Source organism: Umezawaea tangerina (assembly GCF_003002815.1).
Taxonomy (GTDB): Bacteria; Actinomycetota; Actinomycetes; order Mycobacteriales; family Pseudonocardiaceae; genus Umezawaea; species Umezawaea tangerina.
Map to the genome: position 1 here is coordinate 347,879 of NZ_PVTF01000001.1, position 18,475 is coordinate 366,353.

Genomic DNA, 18,475 nt, shown 5'->3' on the forward strand with positions numbered 1-18,475 from the left:
AGTGCTGCCTCACTCAGACCCAGTAGGAGACGCGGGCACGGTAGTTGCGCAGCGCCACGAATGCCAATGCCCAGCCGCCGATCGTGAACGCGCCGACCACCACCCAATGGTGCCAGTACTGCGCGTGCCCGATCAGCGGTGCCCGGACGATCTCCACGAAGTGGTAGAGCGGGTTGAGCTCCGCGATCAGGATCCGCCAGTTGCCCTCGCCGTTCGTGACCTTGTTGAGCACACCCGTGTGCCACACGATCGGCGTCATGAAGAAGATCAGGTTGATGAAGCTGTTGATCACCGGCGGGATGTCCCGGAACCGGGTGCTGATGATGCCGAACAGCAGCGCCACCCACACGGCGTTGACGACGACGAGCGCCATCGCGGGGATCACCAGGAGGATCGTCCAGGTGATGCCCGGATGCATGAAGTCGTCGCCCTCCATGTGGTAGGGCTTCGTCAGCGCGGGGAAGAAGACGATCAGCACGATCACGTAGACGGCCAGGTTGTGCGCGAAGAAGAGCAGCTGGCGCCACACCATCCGCAGCACGTGCACGGTCATCGGCGCAGGTAGGTGCTTGATCAGCCCCTCGTTGGCGATGAAGACGTCGGTGCCCTCGGTGATCACCCCGAGGATGAAGTTCCAGATGACGAACCCGACCGTGACGTACGGCAGGAACGTCGCGATGTCCTGGTTGAACAGCGTCGAGTACAGCAGGCCGAGCGCCAGCGCCGTGGAACCCATGGAGATGGTGATCCACAGTGGACCGATCACCGAGCGGCGGTAGCGCTGCTTGATGTCCTGCCAGCCGAGGTGTCCCCAGAGTTCTCGGTGCTGCCACGCGTCTCGCACATCGGCGAACGCGCGCGCGAAGGTGCGCGAGTTGGACGCGGGGGGTGCCTCAGGTCGGTCGACCGTACTCGTGGGTTGCACGAGAGCTGAGACTACCGGCGGCAGGTGTGCGCACTTGCCGCCGGTCGGTCACGGAGCGGTTACCGATCTTCGGAACCGGCCAACACGCTGGTCACCTTCACGATCACCTGTTCGTGGTCGTAGGTGTACCCCTCGTAGCTGAACTCGATGCCGGACTTCTCCACGTACTCCATCCAGGCCCTGTGCTCGTGCTGCTCCCAGCCGGGGAAGTTGAAGTACTCGTCGAACGCGACGACGCTGCCGGGCACCAGCCGGGGGCCCACGAGGTCCAGGACGGTCTTCGTGGACGAGTACAGGTCGCAGTCGACGTGCAGGAACGCCACCGGCCCCTCGTGCTCCTTGAGGAAGCCGGGCAGGGTGTCGTCGAACCAGCCGACGACGAGCTCGGCGCCCGGCACGTCGGGCAGGCCCTCGACGTTGAACATCCCGGCGGGGAAGCCGTTGCGCCAGTCCTCGGGCAGGCCCTCGAACGAGTCGAAGCCGTAGACGTCCTGCTCGCCGCGCGAGGCGGCGATGATCTTCAGGGTGCTGCCGGTGTAGACGCCGAACTCCAGCGCCAGGCCGTCCTGCTCGACCAGCCCCAGCGCGAACTCGAGCGTCTGGTGGGGGTGGCCGAACTGCGGCACCTTGGGCATGTGGTCGCGCACGAACTGCGCGCTCTGCAGCGCGGCCTCGCGCTCACCGGCGAAGACCAGGTCGCGGCGCGCCCTGATCTCGAACTGCCGGGTGGTCTCCACGATCCGGTCGGACTGGTGCCGCACGTCCTCGCGCAGGCCGTCCAGTTCGCGCTGGAGCGCGTCGATCCGCTCGGTCTGCGCGCGGTGGTAGGGGCCGACCACTTCGTCGATCGCCCTGGTCACCTTGTCGCGGAGGGATCGGCGGACCTGTTCGGCTCGCAGGGTGCGGCGGACTCGGTCGAGCACGTCGGGTTCTCCTCTCGGCGCACCAAAGTCGCCGCTTCGTCCATCGGTGTGCGGGTGGCCCCCGGCACCGTCGTGCGTGAGAGGCGCAGTCTGCACCGAACTCAGAGGTACTGGCCAGACCCCGAGATGTGCGGACCTTCGGGAGCTTCCAGTCCGCCGCTGCCCGCGGGCAGCGCGCGACCGCGCATCTGCTCCAGCTGGACCCGCGCCGCCATCTGCTGGGCGAACAGCGCGGTCTGGATGCCGTGGAACAGGCCCTCCAGCCAGCCGACCAGCTGCGCCTGCGCGATCCGCAGCTCCGCGTCGGAGGGGATCCCGTCCTCGGTGAACGGCAGCGACAGGCGCTCCAGCTCGTCGCGCAGCTCCGGCGCGAGGCCGTCCTCGAGCTCCTCGATGGACCTCTTGTGGATCTCCTTGAGGCGGGCGCGGCTGGCCTCGTCCAGCGGTGCCGCGCGCACCTCCTCGAGCAGCTGCTTGATCATCGTGCCGATCCGCATGACCTTCGCCGGTTGCTCCACGAGCTCCGACACGTCCTGCCCGCCGTTGGTGTCGGCGTCGGCGGGGATCCGGGCGGTGCCCACGGGGGTCCCGTCCGGCCCGACCACCACGACGTGCCTCTCGTTCTCGCCTGCCTCGCTCATGCGTCCATCCTGGCCCGATCGGCGGAACGCGCACCAACCGGGTCCTGCCCCTGCTGCAGGCGGACTCGTCCACCTCCGTACGGTGTGCGGCATGGCGTTCGACGTCGCTCGGGTCCGGGGTCTCTTCCCCGCTCTCGGCGACGGCTGGGTGCACCTGGACGCTCCGGCGGGCATGCAGGTGCCCGAACAGGTGGCCACAGCCGTCTCCACCGCACTTCGCGCCCCGGTTTCCGGGCCGGGTGGCATCTTCCCCGCCTCCCAGCGCGCCGAGGCCATCGTGGACGCGGCCCGCCGCGCCATCGCGGACCTCGTGGGCGCCGACCCGGCGGGCGTCGTGCTCGGCCCGAACTCCGCGGTCCTGCTGCAACGCCTGGCCGACGCCATGTCCGACGGCTGGTTCCTCGGCGACGAGGTCGTGGTGTCCCGGCTCGACCACCCGTCGAACATCGCGCCGTGGCAGCGGGCCGCGCAGCGCACCGGCAGCGTCGTGCGGTGGGCCGAGGTCGACATCGAGACCTGCGAGCTCCCCGGCTGGCAGTACGACGAGCTGGTGACCGACCGCTGCAAGCTGGTCACGGTGACCGCGGCCTCCGGCGCCGTCGGCACCCGCCCGGACCTCCGCAAGATCGCCGAGGCCGCCCGCCGCAAGGACGCGCTGGTCGTCGTCGACGCCTCGTCCGCCGCGCCGTTCGTGCCGCTGGACATCACCTCGATGAACGCCGACGTGGTCGCCGTGTCCGCGAACACCTGGGGCGGCCCGCCCGTCGGCGCGCTGGTGTTCCGCGACGCCTCGATGCTCGACCACCTGCCGTCGTGCTCGGTCGAGCCGGGCGCGCGCGGACCGGAACGGCTGGAGCTGGGCCCGCACGCCTACCCGCTGCTGGCGGGCCTGGTCGCGTCGGTGGACTACCTCGCGGGCCTGGACGACGCCGCCATCGGCCCCCGCCGCGAGCGCGTGCTGACGTCGTTGGGCTCGGTGAAGGCCTACCAGGCCGGCCTGCTGGCCAACCTGATCAACGAGCTGCGCTCGCTGCGCCACGTGATGGTGATCGGCGACGCCATGCGCCGGGTCCCCGCGCTGGCGTTCACGATCGCGGGCGTCAAGGCCGCCGAGGGCGTGGAGCACCTGTCCGAGCGCGGTGTCTGCGCGTTCGCCGACCCCGGCCAGCACGGCGTGTTCTCGGTGCTCGGGGTGGGCGAAGTGGGTGGTGCCATCAGAGTCGGCCTCGCGCACTACACGAACGCGGTAGAAGTGGACCAGCTCGTGCGGGCGGTCGCCGAGCTGGGATAGGGGAAGCGGGGAGGCCTGGGTGGACGACTCGCTGGCACGGGAGCTCGCCGACCTGGCGGCGCTGCAGCGGTTGGCGCCGATCATGTCCGACTACCTGCCGAACACGGCGCAGGAGCTGCGGCCCGCCGCGCTCGCGGCCGTGGTCGACGAGATCCTGCTCGGCTCGCGCACCGTCCTGGTGGAGTGCGGCTGCGGCTCGTCGTCGGTGATCCTGGCCCGGTTCCTGGCCAGGCGCGGGTTCGGGCACCTGCTGTCCATCGAGCACGACGAGCGCACCGCCGCGTTCGTGGCCAGCCAGCTGCGCCGCGAGGGCCTCGGCCGGGTCGCGCGGGTCGTGTACGCCCCGCTGGACGCCCACCCGGCCGCGCTGGGCACGTCGACCTGGTACGCCCCGCAGCTGGTGCACGACGAGGTGTCCGACTTCGTCGGCCGCTTCGGCCTGGTGGACCTGCTGCTGGTGGACGGGCCGTCGCTGGGCGACGCCCGCTACCCCGCCCTGCCGGTGCTGAGGGCGGTGCTCGCGCCTGGTGCCGCGGTGCTGGTCGACGACGCCGACCGGCCGGGTGAGCAGGCGGTGCTGGTGCGCTGGGCGGAGGAGTTCTCGCTGCGCTTCCGCACCACCCCGCGCACCTCGCTGGCCACCGCCACCGCGTTGGACTGAGCATCACGCGCAGTGCGCCTGTTTTGTGTTACCCGTTCGTAGAGTAGTTGCGGAATTGGTGTTTGGAAAAAGTTTAGTCGCGTTGAGCTGGGTAAATGCATTTCTCTCCACTTCCGGGTGAACCTGCTCGAAGGGGCATCCGAACGTTCCTCTGTAACAGGTGCCGATTCGTGGAGGGAGGTGAATTTCATGAAGACAACCAGTTCCACCTATATCCGACGAATGCTCATTTCCGCCGGATTCCTGATCGGTTTCGGTGTCCTCGCCGTGGGGACGGCGAACGCCGAGGAGGACAGCTCCTCGGGTCTGCTGGGCGGCCTCTCGCAGGTCGTCGCACCGGTGACCGACCAGGTCGTCGCACCCGTGGCCGATCGACTGGCCCCGGTGACCGACCGGCTGGCGCCCGCGGTGAGCGGGGTGACCGCGGTGGCCGAGCCGGTGCTCGCACCGGTGACCGCCGCGGTCGGTCCTCTGACCGAACCGCTGCGACCGGTGGTCGACCAGCTCGCGCCGACCGCCAACGGCGTCGCGGACCTGGTCGCGCCGGTGCTCGAACCGCTGCGACCCGTGGCGGAGCCCTTGCTGGGCCCGGTGGTCGACGTGGTGGACAGGACGCTCCCGGTGGCGACACCGGTGCTCCAGCCCGTCACCGGACCACTGGTGGACACCCCCGTGGTGCCCACGACCCCGGTCGTGCCCGACGTGTCACCGCCGGTTCCGGCGGAGGCGGCCGCTCCCGCAAGGGACGCACGGCCTTCCACGGGAGTCCCCGCTTGGGGACCCTCGTCGAAGACCGCGACCACACCGCCCCCGTCGACCTCGACGGCCACCACCGCGCCTGTCCCGCGGTACCAGGGTGACGTGCCCGCGGTACCGCACGACATCCCGTTCGCGGTGCAGGGGATGACGACGTCCGCTTCGACGGGTGGTTCCACCGGCTCCGCGCCGGCCGACCTCCCCGTCTCGTCGAGGGCGAAACCGCACAAGACCGCGTCGACCGTCATCACCGGCGGTCCACCCGGTGGGTCGTGGTTCTACGACTACGGCCTCAGCCATCCCAGTTGACCCACCTGATCGACCGAGCCGACAGATCACCGAGCTTGATCATCAGGAAGGTCAGACATGCACAAGTACGTCCAACGCGGCTTGCTCGCCGCGGTCCTGTCCGGCGGGTTCGTCCTGCTGGGGCAGACGATGGCGAGCGCCGACACGTCCCACACCGGACCGCTCGGCCTCGGCGGCGTCGTCAACACCGTGACGTCCTCCATCGCGGGCGACGGCGGTGACTCGGGCGACGGCGGCAACGCCTCCAGCTCGAACAGCGCCACCTCGGGTGGCTCCGGCAACTCGGGGAACTCCGGTTCCACCGGCGGCAACTCGGCCTACGGGCTGTGCGTGCTGGCGGAGTGCAACACCACCGTCGGTTCCGGCGACTCGGGCAACACGGGGTCGACCGGTGACACGGGCAACGCCTCCAACAACAGCAACACCGTCGGCGGCAACTCGGGTTCCGCTGGTGACGGCGGCAACGCGGTCGGCACGGGTGGTTCTCGTGGTGACTCGTCCGCTGTCGCCGAAGGTGGCAACGGCGGTGACTCGGGCAACGGCGGCAACGCCTCCAGCTCGAACAGCGCCACCTCGGGCGGCTCCGGCGACTCCGGTGACTCGGGGTCGACCGGTGGCAACTCGGCCTACGGCCTGTGCGTGCTCGCCGAGTGCAGCACGAGCGTGAGCTCGGGCGACTCGGGCAACACGGGCGCGACCGGTGACACCGGCGACGCCTCCAACACCAGCACGACCGTTGGCGGCAACTCCGGCCCCGCGGGCGATGGCGGCAACGCCACGGCCGAGGGCACCCGGGGCCACGGCAAGTGGAACCGCGGCGACTCCGACGTGAGCGCGGTCGCGGGTAGCGGCGGCAACTCGGGTGATGGTGGGAACGCCAGCAGCTCGAACTCCGCTGTGAGCGGTGGTTCGGGTGACTCGGGTGCCTCGGGGTCGACCGGCGGCAACAACGCCGTCGTGTTCGACCTCGGCGGCAGCCGGTGGAACCACGACGAGTCCAGCACCAAGGTGACGTCCGGCGACTCGGGCAACACCGGTGCGACCGGGGACACGGGCGACGCGACCAACCACAGCAACACGGTTGGTGGGAACTCGGGTTCGGCGGGCGATGGTGGGAACGCCATGGCTTGGGTGTCGGGTGGCCAGGAGAAGTGGGGCCACGGCGACAAGTGGGGCCACGGCGACAAGTGGGGCCACGGGGACAAGTGGGGCCACGGGGACAGCTGGAACCGTGGCGGCTCCGATGTGAGTGCGGTTGCGGGTAACGGCGGTAACTCGGGTGATGGCGGGAATGCCACCAGTTCGAACTCCGCGGGCTCAGGGGCTTCCGGGAACTCGGGTGACTCCGGGTCCACGGGGGGCAACACGGCCATCACCGGGACCCGTGGCGGCGATCACGGGTGGATGAAGTCCGGGTGGATGAAGTCCGGTTGGAAGCACCACGAGGGTGTGAAGTCGTGGACCAAGGTGACTTCGGGCGACTCGGGTGACACCGGGTGGACCGGGGACACGGGTGACGCGACCAACCACAGCAACACGGTCGGTGGGCACTCTGGTCCGGCGGGTGACGGCGGCAACGCCAAGGCGCACGCTCGGGTGTAGGTGGCCATGAGGTGATCAGGGCGGGGTCGGCTGGTGCCGGCCCCGCCTTCTTTTTGGGGTCAATCGGCGGGGGTCGCATCCGCCGTGGGGGGTGCGGCCGGCTTGACTTGGGGCCCCTTTTTTGGGCTTCGTCGGGCGAAAAAGGGCAGGTGGTAGAGCCTGCCCGCCGCCGCAAGTCTAAGCCCAAAAACCCCAAGTCAAGCCGGCCGCCAGCGGACGGGCGTGCTCGCTTCCAGCATCGTGGGCAGGTTGCTCGTTGCCGGCATCGTGGGGCGGTTGCTTGTTGCCGGCGTGGTGGGGCGGTTGGGTTTTTCTCGTTTTCTAGTCGGTTTTCAACAGCAGCTTTCCGAAGACGTCGCCGCCGTTTTCCAGGGCTTGGTGTGCGGCGGCGGCTTCGCGCATCGGCACCACGTCGTGCACGATCGGTTTCACCTGGCCGGAGGCGATCAGTGGCCAGAGGCCCTGGCGCACGGCTGCGACGATCTCCCCCTTGCTGCCGGGTCCTTCGACCGGCCTGCTGCGCAGGCGGGTGCCGGAGACGGTGCCAAGTTTGGCCATGAGCTTGCCGAGGTTCAGTTCGGCGGACACGCCGCCCTGGAGGCCGATGACCACGAGCCTGCCGTTGAGGTTCAAGACGTCGATGTTGCGGTCCAGGTACTTCGCGCCCATGTTGTCCAGCACGACGTCGGCGGCCTTCACCTCGGTGACGAAGTCCTGTTCGCGGTAGTTGACCGTGATGTCCGCGCCGAGCTCGGCGCAGCGGGTGAGGCGGTCGGCTGAGCCGGCGGTCACGGCGACGCGTGCGCCGAGCGCCTTGCCGACCTGGATGGCGTGCGTGCCGATGCCGCCCGCGCCGCCGTGCACGAGCAGCAGTTCGCCGGCGGTCAGCTTGGCGTGCATGACGACGTTGGACCACACGGTGCAGGCCACTTCGGGCAGTGAGGCGGCGGTGACGAGGTCGACGCCGTCGGGCAGGGGGAGCAGTTGGGGGGCCGGTACGACGACCTTCTCGGCGTAGCCGCCGCCCGCGAGCAGGGCGCAGACCTCGTCGCCGACGTTCCAGCCGGTGACGCCCTCGCCGAGCGCGGTGATCGTGCCGGAGCACTCCATGCCGAGGATCTCCGAGGCGCCGGGTGGTGGTGGGTAGAAACCCTGGCGCTGCAACAGGTCCGCGCGGTTGAGCGCGCCGGCCGCGACGTCGAGGAGCACCTCGCCCGGTCCCGGTGTCGGATCGGGGACCTCGGTCCACTCGAGGACGTCGGGCCCGCCTGGTTCACGAATCGTGATCGCGTACATGGTGCCGACGGTAATCCGGTCGCGCCGCGGACGTCGGGTCCGGGAGCATCACGACGCATGGATCCGTGGCCCTTCCGACACCTCGTCCTCCGCACACCCCGGCTCGAGCTGCGCCCGGACGACGACGAGGGCCTCCTCGAGCTCGTCGAGGAGGCGCACCACGGGATCCACCCGCCCGACCAGATGCCGTTCGGCGTCGGGTGGAGCGACACCCCGGCTGAGGACCTGGGGCGCACGATGCTCCAGCACCACTGGCGGGTGCGGGCGGAGCTGACCGCGGCCAAGTGGACCCTCAACTTCCTGGTGCGGTTCGACGGCCGGGTGATCGGCACCCAGGGGATCGGGGCGGAGGACTTCGCGGTCACCGGCGAGGTGCACACCGGGTCGTGGGTGGGGCTGCGGCACCAGGGCAAGGGCATCGGCACCGAGATGCGCGCCGCGGTGCTGGTGTTCGCGTTCGACCACCTCGGGGCGACCAGGGCCCGGTCGTCGGCGTGGAGCGAGAACGCGAAGTCGTTGGGCGTCAGCCGCAAGCTCGGGTACGTCGACGACGGAACGCAGAGAGTCACCAGGCGCGGGCAAGCGAGTGATGACGTCCGGTTGCTGCTCACTCACGATCGGTTCATCAGGCCTGCTTGGACCCTTGAGGTGGCCGGTTCGTCCGGGTGCCTGGGCCTGCTCACGCAGGGCGAACCCGCCGAGTGACGGATTGATTTCGGACAGTCGGCGCTTGCATGGTTCTCCATCCGAACGATTGGGGAATTTCGATCATGTCCGGAAGAACACGACGCGCGGGTCTGAGCGCGATCGCGGCCGCCGCCGCACTGGCGCTGATCGTCGCGCCGACCGCCCACGCAGCACCCAAGGCCGAGCCCGTCGGGCCCGCCCTGGCCACGAAGCTCGTCAAGGCCGTCTCCGCTGACGGCATCAACCGCCACCTGATCGCCCTGCAGCGGTTGGCGGACCGCAACAACGGCACCCGCGCGGTCGGCACGCCCGGCTACGACGCGAGCGTCGAGTACGTCGCGACCAAGCTGCGCGGCGCGGGCTTCGACGTGACCACACCGGAGTTCACCTACCCGGTCCAGGTCACCGACGCCGCCACGACCAAGGTCGGCGCCGCGACGTACGAGACCCTCCCGATGGAGGAGTCGCCGCAGACGCCGGTGGGCGGCATCACCGGCCCGCTCCGCGCGGTCCCCGAGGACGCCACGCCCGGTTGCGAGGCGAGCGACTTCGCGGGCCAGGACTTCACCGGCGCCATCGCCGTGATCCGCCGCGGCGCCTGCACGTTCGACATCAAGCACCGCAACGCCGCCGCCGCGGGCGCCATCGCCGTGGTCGTGGCGAACAACGTCGACGGCAAGCTGTCCGGCGTCACCCTCGGCCAGCCCGGCGTCATCCCCACCGGCGGCGTCAGCAAGGCCGACGGCACCACGCTGTTCGGCCTCGCGGGCCAGACCGCAACGGTCGACATGCGCTTCCACGAGGACATCAAGACCGCGCGCAACGTCATCGCGCAGACCAAGACGGGCCGCAAGGACAACGTCGTGATGGCGGGCTCGCACCTCGACAGCGTCGAGGCGGGCCCCGGCATCAACGACAACGGCTCCGGCTCCGCGTCGCTGCTGGAAACCGCTCTCCAGCTGGGCTCCAAGCCCAAGGTGGGCAACGCCGTCCGCTTCGCCTGGTGGGGCGCCGAGGAACTGGGGCTCGTCGGCTCCACGGAGTACGTCCGGGCGCTCACGTTCGAGCAGCAGCTCGACATCGCGCTGTACCTGAACTTCGACATGGTCGCCTCGCCCAACGCCGCCTACTTCGTCTACGACGGCGACGACTCCGACGCCACCGGCGCAGGTGCGGGCCCCTACGGCTCCGCCCAGATCGAGAAGGCGTTCGTCGACTACCTGACCACGGCGAAGAGCGTGCAGACCGAGGGCACCGACTTCACCGGCCGTTCGGACTACGGCGAGTTCATCAACGTCGGCATCCCCGCGGGTGGCCTGTTCACCGGCGCCGAGGGCATCAAGACCCCGGCGCAGGCGGCCAAGTGGGGCGGCACCGCCGGTGTCGCCTACGACAAGTGCTACCACCAGGCCTGCGACAACCTCGGCAACCTGGACCGCGTGGCGCTCGACCGCAACGGCGACGCCATCGCCTGGGTGACCGCGTCCTACGCGATCAGCACCGAGGACGTCAACGGCGTCCCGCCGCGCGTCCAGCGCGCCGCGGTCCGCGCCGCGGTCCGCGCCGCGTCGGCCAAGGGCTTCAAGGTCGCCGAGCACCACTCGCACGGCCTCACCGCGTAGTACCCAGCACGGAAAAGGCGCGTCCGGGCACCAGCCCGGACGCGCCTTCCGCGTGTGGAGACCTGCGGTCAGCCCAGGTTGTTCGTGTCGAACGTCCCGCACTTCGCGGGGTCGCCGCTCTCGTAGCCGGTGCGGTACCACTTCTGCCGCTGGGCGGACGAGCCGTGGCTGAACTGGGTGGTGTCGACCTTGCCGCCGCCCAGGTTCTTCTGGATGTAGTCGTCGCCGATGCGGCTGGCGGCGTCCAGGGCGGCGTTCACGTCCTCGTCGGTCACGCCGGTGATCAGCGGCTTGCCGGACGCGGTCGGGGTGGTCGTGGCGTGGTTGGCCCAGGCGCCCGCGTAGCAGTCGGCCTGCAGCTCCAGGCGCACCGAGTCGGAGGTGGGGCCGGTGCCCTCCTTGACGCGGCTGGAGGTGCCGAGCAGGTTCTGCACGTGGTGGCCGTACTCGTGGGCGAGGACGTACGCCTCGACGAACGGGCCGCCGGTCGCGCCGAACGTGGTCTTCAGCTCCTGGAAGAACGCCAGGTCGATGTACACCTCGGAGTCGGCCGGGCAGTAGAACGGGCCCGCGGCGGAGGTGGCGCTGCCGCAGCCGGTGTTCACGCCGCCCTGGAAGAAGTTCGTCTTGACCGCTTTGTAGGTGTTGCCGGAGCGGGCGAACTGGTCGCTCCAGTAGGCCTGGATCGAGTTGATGAACGCGACGGCCCGGCAGTCGTCCTCGCGGTTCGCGTCCGCGCCGGTCTTGCACTTGTCGCGCAATGCCGACGAGTCGACCTGCTGGTTCTGCCCGACGTCGCCGAAACCGCTGGGGATCTGGATGCCCCCGCCGCCACCGCCGGCGAACTGGGACAGCAGGAAGTAGATGATCAGCCCGACCACGCTGAGCCCGCCGCCACCGACCGCGACCCGACCACCGATGCCCCCGCCGCCACCGCCACCGCGCTGGTCGTCGATCTGGGAAGTGTCGAGTTCGGCGTCCTCGTTGAACTGCACCGTATGTCCTCCCGCCAGGGCCCGTAGCGGCTCACGATAGCCCGGCGCGCACGCCTGGGCGCGGCGCCCGACGTCGGGGCACCGCACCCAGGTGTTCAAACGTGGAAGTCGACGATCGCCGTCGTCGCGAGGTTGGCGTGGAGGTCGACCGGTCCGCCCCTGAGAGTGGACCGACGTCGAGCTCAACAGCGTCGATGTGCGCGGATGACACCGGTGGCGCCTGCGCACCCGATACCCGGCGGTCTGCCGCTCGCATTCGCGACCGGATCGAAGGATCAGGTCCGATCGCGGGGATGCGGCCGACGACGAACATCAGTGCGAAGAGTTACCTGCACGGCACCACCTGACCCCTTCCGGGTGCGCCATCGGAAATTGTTTTCCGGTTTCTCCGGTGGCCTGTCCCTGCATCGACTATGCGCTTGATCAGCGCGAACCACAACCGTTCGGCACGTCCCTGAAGTGGTGAAATGTTCCATCCACCGGAAGGGTGCACGGAGAGCGCGCAATGGTCGCGGAGAGCGAACGGTTTAGGAGATCACACCCAGGAAAAGGTCCAGGCGATCTTTTCCTGGATCTGCTTTCCGTACCCAACGAGCGAATCCGAATGCTTTTCCACGTTGTTCGGGCAGAACACCCAGTGCTCGGCCGCCACGTGCACCGCGTGCTCGTCGGCGACCGGCGGCGCGGCGGCGGCGAGGTTCATGCCGAACTCGCCGACCCGCACGACCCGGACGCCGAACCGCTCCTCCCACGACCGCAGGAACGCCGACAGCGGCACGGTGTCGGCGTGGCTCGCCGCGCCCTCCCAGCCCATGGCGGTCGGTGCGTCCGCGCTGCGGTCGACCGGCACCAGCGCCAGCCGCGGCCCGTCGGCCTCCAGGATCCCGGCGTACCAGTCCGCGACCGCGTCCGGGTCCCGCTCGGGCTCACCGGCCGCCGTCAGACCGGGGCAGTGCTCGCCGAACGGCGCCAGCAGGTCGAAGTCCTCGGCCCGCTCCACCCAGTCGTCCCAGGTGTCGGTCATGAACTCGTCCGGGTCGTGCTGGTCGACGTACCCGGTGTCCTCGGGCGTGCCGCTGCGGGTCCACCAGGGCGCGTCCTGGACGACCAGGACCGGCCAGAGGCCGGAGGACTCGTGCTTGTTGCGCAGCAGCGCCCACAGGCCGGTGGGGGTGGCGTCGTCGGAGAGCCAGAACGCCGGTTCACCGCCGACCTCGACGATCCGCCCCGGCGGGAGGGCGGCGGTGAGCGCGTCGAGTCGGTCCTGGAGGTCCACGGTGCTCCTAGCGGTGGCGGTCGGGGCGGCGGGACCACCTTGCCAACAGGCTCCGCGCGGCACGTCCAGGGGGCCCCGAACACACCCGTGGGGCGGCGGGCCGAAGCCCACCGCCCCACGGGGTCGCAGCTCGCTACGCGGTGGTCTTGATCCGGCCGAGGGCCGGGGGCGCCTGGTTCGGGTGCGAGCCCAGGTAGGCCGCGAAGGCGTCGAGGTCGATGCCGCCGCCGGTGATGGCGGTGCCGACCGTGAAGCCGGGGAAGCCGTCACCGCCGCCCTGCAGGAAGCTGTTGATCGTGATGCGGTAGCTCGCCGCCGGGTCGACCGGCGTGCCCGCGATCGCCAGGTCGGTGATCTTCGAGCCGATGGGCGCGGAGGTCGACCAGGTGTAGGTCAGGCTCGACGACGGCTGCAGGATGATCTGCCGGGTCGCCGACCACTGCTGCTCCAGCACCGCCTTGAGCTGGGTACCGGTCAGCGTGACCGTCTGCAGGATGTTGCCGAACGGCTGGACGGTGAACGCCTCGCCGTAGGTGACCACGCCGTTGCCCTCGCCCGCGGGGGAGCTGGGGAACGTGAGGTCGGCGCGCACGCCGCCGGGGTTCATCAGCGCGGCGACCGCGCCGTTGCCGGTGGTGGCGGCGAGCTGCGAGTCGGCGATCAGGTTGCCCAGCGGCGACTCGCCGGTGGCGGCCTGCGCGCGCAGGATGTCCGCGCTGATGGTGCCGATCTGCTTGTTCGCGATCGGGCCCGACTTGGACTTCGCCTTGTCGATGATCGCCTGGATGCCGGCGTCCGGCGCGACGTCCTGGGTGACGATCTTGTTCTCGGCCTTGGTCTCCGAGCGGATGACGTCGCGGGTCTTGCGGTCGATCTTCAGGTCGACCACGGACAGCTCACGGCCGAAGGCCAGGCCCTCGATGAACGGGCGCGGGTTGCCCGCCGGGTCCTTCACGGTGCAGTTGTAGTGCTGGTGGCTGTGGCCGCTGAACACCGCGTCGATCTTCGGGCTGACCTTCTCCGCGATCAGCTGACCGGGACCGGGGGTGTTCGTGCAGCCGTTGGGGCCGGTCTGGCCGACGGGGTTGTCACCCTGGTGCACCAGCAGCACGATCGACTTGATGCCGATCAGGTTGAGCAGGTCCGCGTACTTGTTCGCGGCCTTGATCTCGTCGCCGAACTGCAGCTCCTTGATCCCGTTCGGGTCGACCAGGATCGGCACGTCCTTGAGCGGCATGCCGATGAAGCCGATCGGGACGCCGTCGCGGAGCTCCACCCAGAACGGCGGCAGCGCGGGCAGACCCGACCGCGCCTTGGTCACGTTCGCGCCCAGGATCGGGAACTTCGCACCCCGGTAGGTGTCGTCGAACTGGCAGCCGTCGACCGGGTGGCAGCCGCCCTGCTGGATGCGCAGCAGCTCCTTGTAGCCCTCGTCGAACTCGTGGTTGCCCGCGGCGGTCGCGTTCAGGCCCACGGTGTTCAGCACGTCGATGGTCGGCTCGTCGTGGAACAGCGCCGACACGATCGGCGAGGCGCCGATCAGGTCGCCCTGGCCGACGATGACCGAGTTCTTCACCTCGGACTGCAGCTTCTTGATGTGCGTCGCGTTGTACGCGGCACCACCGGCGTTGACCGTCGTGCCGTCGGCCAGGGTCACACGACCGGACGAGCCGGTCGGCGGCTCGATGTTGCCGTGCAGGTCGTTGATGCCGATCAGGCGGACGTCGACCGCGCGCTGGGCGCGCTGGGCGTCGACATCTGCCTGGGCCGGGCTGCCGGCGAACGTGATCGCCAGTCCAACCCCGGCGGTCGCCACCAGCGCGGCGGTCCGTCTGAACGAGCTCATGTTTCCTCCTGCGGGGCGCCTGAGTAGGCAGGCGCGCTACGGCGCAGGAGTTTGCCCTCCCGGGCAGTCGGAAACCAGACATCCGCGTCGATCGTCGGCGAATGGAGATGTCACCGCCCCTCGGCATTAACCTGGGAAGCGTGACGGATGCCGGGCAGGAGCCGCGTTGGCTCGATCAGGACGAGATGCGCGCGTGGCGCAACTACGTGACCGGGGCGGCGATGCTCGAAGACCGGCTGCACCGCGAGCTGCAGACCGGCCACGGACTGTCGCTGGCCGACTACGAGCTGATGGTTCGGCTCTCCGAACAGCCCGGCGGCCGGATGCGCATGTCCCAGCTCGCCGAAGACGTCGCCTCCTCCAAGAGCCGGGTCTCCCACCAGGTCGCCAGGATGGAACGCGAAGGCCTCCTCGCCCGCCGCGAATGCCAGGACGACGGCCGCGGCGTCCTCGCCGAACTCACCCCGAAGGGCCTCGAAGCCCTCAAGACCGCCGCCCCGACCCACGTCGACGGCGTCCGCGAGCACATCATCGACCTGCTGACCCCGCAGGAGCAGGAAGTGCTGGCGAAGGTGTTCGACCGGGTCATCACCCACCTGCGGTCGCTGGACGGGTAATCTCACAGCGCACCGGGAAGCGTGGCAGAGCGGCCGAATGCATCCGCCTTGAAAGCGGAAGACGGGTAACCGTCCGGGGGTTCAAATCCCTCCGCTTCCGCTGGCTTGACCAGCACGAACAGGGGCGGCCCGCCGCACGGTGGGCTGCCCCTCGTGCGTCGTCGTCCCGATCGTCGTCCCATTCGTCCGCGGGCACTAACCGGCGCGGTGCACGGTGGTGCGGGCGGTGCGGGACCACACGGCCTGGTTGCAGTTGGTGAAGGTGGCGATCAGGTCGCCTCCCAGGGTGCCGATGGTGGCGATGGTGCCGCGACCGGGAACGGTGTCGCCGGGCCTGAGGTCGGTGACGGGCAGGTCGGGCAGTTCGCGGAGCATGGCGGTCCTTTCCGGGGTCTGGTGGGGCCGTGGTCCAGCGACGGGGCCTGCTGGTTCGGGACAGCGTGAAGAGAGGGCACCCCGCGCAGGTCGGCCGTGGTGATGTCGACGACGTCGCCCGTGGCGTGCAGCGGCGGACCGAGCCGGGTGACCGGTGCGGCGGTGTCACGTGGATCCCGGTGGTTCCGCGGCGACACCGGAAGTCCCTGCACCCGGGTTACCGCACCGACGGTCGTGCGGATCCCGTGGATTCGCACCGTGGAACACAGCACCCAGCACGTCGGCCCACCGGGCCGAGGCGGGTGCGGGTACGGCGGTCGCCGCCCACTGGGCCGGTGCCGTCGGCCGGGCGGGGACCGCGGTGGCGCGAGGCGAACCACGTGGGGTGGTCACGAAACGGGAAAGATCGCTGGTGAGGGGCCTGTAGGGGTAACGGGCCCGTGGGTGGGGGCGATTGGCCCTTTGAGCGGGCGTGGTCCGTTCCGGTGGCGGCCTGGGGGAGGTCGGCCGAGTGTCGCGGTACCACTTCTCGGGGGAAGGCTCAGCTCTTGTCCAGTCGGATCACGAGCGGACTCGTCGCGGTCGCGGCCGTGTTCGCCATGGTGTTGCCGGGTACGGCGGCGGCGCAGCCCGCGGGTGCCGAGATCGAGGTGACGGGGGCGTTCGACAAGCCCGCGTTCGACTCGGGCGAGGCGATCACCGCGACCATCACGATCAAGAACACCGGGTCGGCCGCCGCGGAGAAGGTGCGGGTCGGGACGAGCGGCGGTACGTCGGGTTTCCGGCCGGAGACGAGCTCGTGGGGGCCGGTGGCGCAGACGTCGACGGGCATCCGGCTCGCGCCGGGCGCGTCGCAGGTCGTGCACCTCACCGGCAAGGTGAGCCAGGTGGTGGACGGGCAGCTGGTGCTCCAGGTGCAGATCGTCACCAGCTCCGCCGAGGGCGACAAGTCGAACAACTCGGTGAACGCCAAGGCCGCCGTCACGTTCGGGGCCGGTACGGCGGCGTTCACCGTGTACGGCGACGCCAACGGCAACAACAAGGTGGACGCCGGTGAGGGCATCGCGGGGGTGGCGGTGCACCTGATCGGGCCCGCGACCGCCTCCCGCGAGCAGGAGCTGACCACCGGCCCGGACGGCAAGGCGGTCTTCCCCGGCCTGGCCACGGGGTCCTACCGGGCCACGTACGTCGGCGCGGCCGGGTACCAGGTGACGCCGGACCTCGCCGTGGTCGTGCAGACCGGCAAGCAGGTCGACGTGATCCGCAAGGCCGACAAGGGCTTGTCCGACCGGCTCGACGCGAAGCTGGCGTTCGACAAGGACGCCTACGCCGCGGGCGACGCGCTCACGCTGAAGGTCACGCTGACCAGCAAGGGCACCGCGTTCCCCGCCGTGCACGCGTACTGCACCGGCGCGGGCGAGCCCTACGAGCTGGTCAACACCGACGACAGCTGGGGCGACCTGAAGTACGAGGGCAACGGCGTCGCGCTCGCCGCCGGCCAGACCAAGACCGTCGAGGTCAAGACCGCCATCCCGCAGGGCTCGTCCGCCTTCGGGTTCGTGTCCGCCACCTGCCAGTTCGGCCCCGAGGTCGACGGCGGCGAGGGCTACCCGCAGTCCGTCGACACCGCCAAGGTCCCCGGCGACCCGGCCGACGCCTCCGGCAGGCTCTCCCAGGACGGCGACCAGCCCGTTCCCGCCACCAAGATCGTCCTGGTGGACACCGGCACCACCCACCCGGTCGCGAGCGCCACCACCGACGCCGACGGCAAGTTCGAGTTCAAGGGCGTCCCGGCGGGCCGCTACGACCCCGTGGTCGTCGGCCCCTGGCAGCTCGTCGCGGGCAAGGACAACCTGTTCAGCCTGGTCAAGGACGTCCCCCACGTCCACGACCTGGCCGTCGTGGCGGGTCCCGAGGTCGCCGACCCGGAGACCGCCACCCCGTCGACCTCCGAAACGCCCACGTCCGAACCGACCTCCGAGGCGCCCGTCGCCGCGGACGGCGCGGACAACGACTCCGGCTTCCTCGCCTCGACCGGCGCCAGCGTGCTCGGCCTCTCGCTGCTCGGCCTGCTCGTGCTGGTCGGCGGGGCGGCGATCGTGGTCACCGTCCGCCGCCGCAAGGGCAAGGGGGACGTCGGGCCCGAGCAGGTCTGACCCGAGCCGATCGCGGGGGTGGTGTCGCGCGGCGGCGCCGCCCCTGCCATGTTTGACGGATGACCGCTCGATTCAAGGACCTCTGCCTCGACGCCGGTGACCACCACGCGCTCGCGGACTGGTGGTGCACGGCCATCGGGTACGTCCGCCGCACCGTCGAGGGCGAGGCCGAACGGCCCACGGCGTGGCCCGTGCCGATCGAGGACCCGACGGGTGCGGGGCCGCTGATCTGGGTGGTGCCGGTCGAGGAGGAGAAGGTCGTCAAGAACCGCATGCACATCGACGTCTTCGGCAGCGTGGACGAGCTGCTGTCGCTGGGCGCGACGCTGGTGCGGCGCAGGGACGACGAGATCGAGTGGGACGTCCTGGCCGACCCCGAGGGCAACGAGTTCTGCGTCTTCACACCCTGACGGCCCTCCCGGCGACCCGGCGCGTGAGCCGTCGAAAGCCCTGAGCCGCGCTAAGGAACTGTCGCACTTGCCACACATCCGACGTCT

Annotated in this window: 17 protein-coding genes and 1 tRNA gene; 10 read left to right on the forward strand and 8 right to left on the reverse strand. The window is 70.2% G+C overall.

Annotated elements, in window-relative coordinates; genetic code table 11:
• Window positions 1-13: 13 nt before the first annotated feature.
• The 3 genes from wzm to CLV43_RS01625 form a co-directional block, all read right to left on the reverse strand.
• Window positions 14-925 (reverse strand): galactan export ABC transporter permease subunit Wzm/RfbD, encoded by a 912-nt coding sequence (gene wzm / locus CLV43_RS01615; RefSeq protein WP_106185145.1) that lies wholly within the window; start codon window positions 923-925, stop codon window positions 14-16.
• A gap of 59 nt (window positions 926-984) precedes the next feature.
• The gene (locus tag CLV43_RS01620; protein WP_106185146.1) at window positions 985-1,848 is read right to left on the reverse strand and encodes a class I SAM-dependent methyltransferase; all 864 of its coding nucleotides are present in this window, start codon (window positions 1,846-1,848) and stop codon (window positions 985-987) included.
• Window positions 1,849-1,949: 101 nt separating this feature from the next.
• Window positions 1,950-2,489: a bacterial proteasome activator family protein gene (locus CLV43_RS01625; protein ID WP_106185147.1), complete on the reverse strand. Its 540-nt coding sequence runs from the start codon at window positions 2,487-2,489 to the stop codon at window positions 1,950-1,952.
• Between the two features lie 91 nt (window positions 2,490-2,580).
• Between CLV43_RS01625 and CLV43_RS01630 the strand changes: the two genes are divergently transcribed.
• The 4 genes from CLV43_RS01630 (at window position 2,581) to CLV43_RS01645 (ending at window position 7,108) form a co-directional block, all read left to right on the forward strand.
• The gene (locus CLV43_RS01630; RefSeq protein WP_106185148.1) at window positions 2,581-3,780 is read left to right on the forward strand and encodes a cysteine desulfurase-like protein; all 1,200 of its coding nucleotides are present in this window, start codon (window positions 2,581-2,583) and stop codon (window positions 3,778-3,780) included.
• A 19-nt stretch (window positions 3,781-3,799) separates the two neighbouring features.
• Window positions 3,800-4,441 (forward strand): class I SAM-dependent methyltransferase, encoded by a 642-nt coding sequence (locus CLV43_RS01635; RefSeq protein ID WP_245886058.1) that lies wholly within the window; start codon window positions 3,800-3,802, stop codon window positions 4,439-4,441.
• Window positions 4,442-4,663: 222 nt separating this feature from the next.
• Window positions 4,664-5,506 carry a hypothetical protein gene (locus CLV43_RS01640; protein WP_106185149.1) on the forward strand — a complete coding sequence of 281 codons (843 nt, stop codon included), beginning with the start codon at window positions 4,664-4,666 and terminating at the stop codon, window positions 5,504-5,506.
• A 57-nt stretch (window positions 5,507-5,563) separates the two neighbouring features.
• A complete protein-coding gene (locus CLV43_RS01645) occupies window positions 5,564-7,108 on the forward strand; it encodes a serine-rich family protein (protein ID WP_106185150.1) in 1,545 nt (514 codons plus the stop codon).
• 321 nt (window positions 7,109-7,429) lie between these two features.
• Here the strand turns inward: CLV43_RS01645 and CLV43_RS01650 are convergent, their stop codons facing one another.
• Window positions 7,430-8,404 (reverse strand): NAD(P)H-quinone oxidoreductase, encoded by a 975-nt coding sequence (locus tag CLV43_RS01650; RefSeq protein ID WP_106185151.1) that lies wholly within the window; start codon window positions 8,402-8,404, stop codon window positions 7,430-7,432.
• A gap of 57 nt (window positions 8,405-8,461) precedes the next feature.
• On the opposite strand from CLV43_RS01650, the gene CLV43_RS01655 reads away from it, so the two are divergent.
• Together CLV43_RS01655 and CLV43_RS01660 are read left to right on the forward strand one after the other, a co-directional pair.
• Entirely contained in the window at window positions 8,462-9,109 is a 648-nt protein-coding gene (locus tag CLV43_RS01655) for a GNAT family N-acetyltransferase (protein WP_106185152.1), read from the forward strand.
• A gap of 65 nt (window positions 9,110-9,174) precedes the next feature.
• Window positions 9,175-10,713 carry a M28 family metallopeptidase gene (locus CLV43_RS01660; RefSeq protein WP_106185153.1) on the forward strand — a complete coding sequence of 513 codons (1,539 nt, stop codon included), beginning with the start codon at window positions 9,175-9,177 and terminating at the stop codon, window positions 10,711-10,713.
• Between the two features lie 68 nt (window positions 10,714-10,781).
• Here CLV43_RS01660 and ypfJ read toward each other — a convergent pair whose 3' ends face one another.
• The 3 genes from ypfJ to CLV43_RS01675 form a co-directional block, all read right to left on the reverse strand.
• A complete protein-coding gene (ypfJ, locus tag CLV43_RS01665) occupies window positions 10,782-11,708 on the reverse strand; it encodes a KPN_02809 family neutral zinc metallopeptidase (RefSeq protein ID WP_106185154.1) in 927 nt (308 codons plus the stop codon).
• A 535-nt stretch (window positions 11,709-12,243) separates the two neighbouring features.
• Window positions 12,244-12,984, reverse strand: a complete 741-nt coding sequence (locus CLV43_RS01670; RefSeq protein WP_106185155.1) for a DUF4253 domain-containing protein — start codon at window positions 12,982-12,984, stop codon at window positions 12,244-12,246.
• A 133-nt stretch (window positions 12,985-13,117) separates the two neighbouring features.
• On the reverse strand, window positions 13,118-14,830 hold the full coding sequence (locus CLV43_RS01675) for a bifunctional metallophosphatase/5'-nucleotidase (protein WP_106185156.1): 1,713 nt from the start codon (window positions 14,828-14,830) through the stop codon (window positions 13,118-13,120).
• Between the two features lie 107 nt (window positions 14,831-14,937).
• Between CLV43_RS01675 and CLV43_RS01680 the strand changes: the two genes are divergently transcribed.
• Both CLV43_RS01680 and CLV43_RS01685 read left to right on the forward strand, forming a co-directional pair.
• Entirely contained in the window at window positions 14,938-15,447 is a 510-nt protein-coding gene (locus CLV43_RS01680; protein WP_211304233.1) for a MarR family winged helix-turn-helix transcriptional regulator, read from the forward strand.
• A 15-nt stretch (window positions 15,448-15,462) separates the two neighbouring features.
• Window positions 15,463-15,547: transfer RNA gene (locus CLV43_RS01685), tRNA-Ser, on the forward strand.
• A 95-nt stretch (window positions 15,548-15,642) separates the two neighbouring features.
• Here CLV43_RS01685 and CLV43_RS01690 read toward each other — a convergent pair.
• Entirely contained in the window at window positions 15,643-15,822 is a 180-nt protein-coding gene (locus tag CLV43_RS01690) for a hypothetical protein (protein WP_106185157.1), read from the reverse strand.
• 548 nt (window positions 15,823-16,370) lie between these two features.
• On the opposite strand from CLV43_RS01690, the gene CLV43_RS01695 reads away from it, so the two are divergent.
• Window positions 16,371-17,978: an SdrD B-like domain-containing protein gene (locus CLV43_RS01695; protein WP_106185158.1), complete on the forward strand. Its 1,608-nt coding sequence runs from the start codon at window positions 16,371-16,373 to the stop codon at window positions 17,976-17,978.
• Window positions 17,979-18,037: 59 nt separating this feature from the next.
• On the forward strand, window positions 18,038-18,388 hold the full coding sequence (locus CLV43_RS01700) for a VOC family protein (protein WP_106185159.1): 351 nt from the start codon (window positions 18,038-18,040) through the stop codon (window positions 18,386-18,388).
• Window positions 18,389-18,475: the final 87 nt, after the last annotated feature.

Coding starts and splice junctions, on each gene's coding strand:
- CLV43_RS01625 (WP_106185147.1), bottom strand. CDS start 2,489: ATGAGCGAGGCAGGCGAGAACGAGAGGCACGTCGTGGTGGTCGGGCCG.
- CLV43_RS01630 (WP_106185148.1), top strand. CDS start 2,581: ATGGCGTTCGACGTCGCTCGGGTCCGGGGTCTCTTCCCCGCTCTCGGC.
- CLV43_RS01640 (WP_106185149.1), top strand. CDS start 4,664: ATGCTCATTTCCGCCGGATTCCTGATCGGTTTCGGTGTCCTCGCCGTG.
- CLV43_RS01645 (WP_106185150.1), top strand. CDS start 5,564: ATGCACAAGTACGTCCAACGCGGCTTGCTCGCCGCGGTCCTGTCCGGC.
- CLV43_RS01650 (WP_106185151.1), bottom strand. CDS start 8,404: ATGTACGCGATCACGATTCGTGAACCAGGCGGGCCCGACGTCCTCGAG.
- CLV43_RS01655 (WP_106185152.1), top strand. CDS start 8,462: ATGGATCCGTGGCCCTTCCGACACCTCGTCCTCCGCACACCCCGGCTC.
- CLV43_RS01660 (WP_106185153.1), top strand. CDS start 9,175: ATGTCCGGAAGAACACGACGCGCGGGTCTGAGCGCGATCGCGGCCGCC.
- CLV43_RS01675 (WP_106185156.1), bottom strand. CDS start 14,830: ATGAGCTCGTTCAGACGGACCGCCGCGCTGGTGGCGACCGCCGGGGTT.
- CLV43_RS01680 (WP_211304233.1), top strand. CDS start 14,938: ATGTCACCGCCCCTCGGCATTAACCTGGGAAGCGTGACGGATGCCGGG.
- CLV43_RS01690 (WP_106185157.1), bottom strand. CDS start 15,822: ATGCTCCGCGAACTGCCCGACCTGCCCGTCACCGACCTCAGGCCCGGC.
- CLV43_RS01700 (WP_106185159.1), top strand. CDS start 18,038: ATGACCGCTCGATTCAAGGACCTCTGCCTCGACGCCGGTGACCACCAC.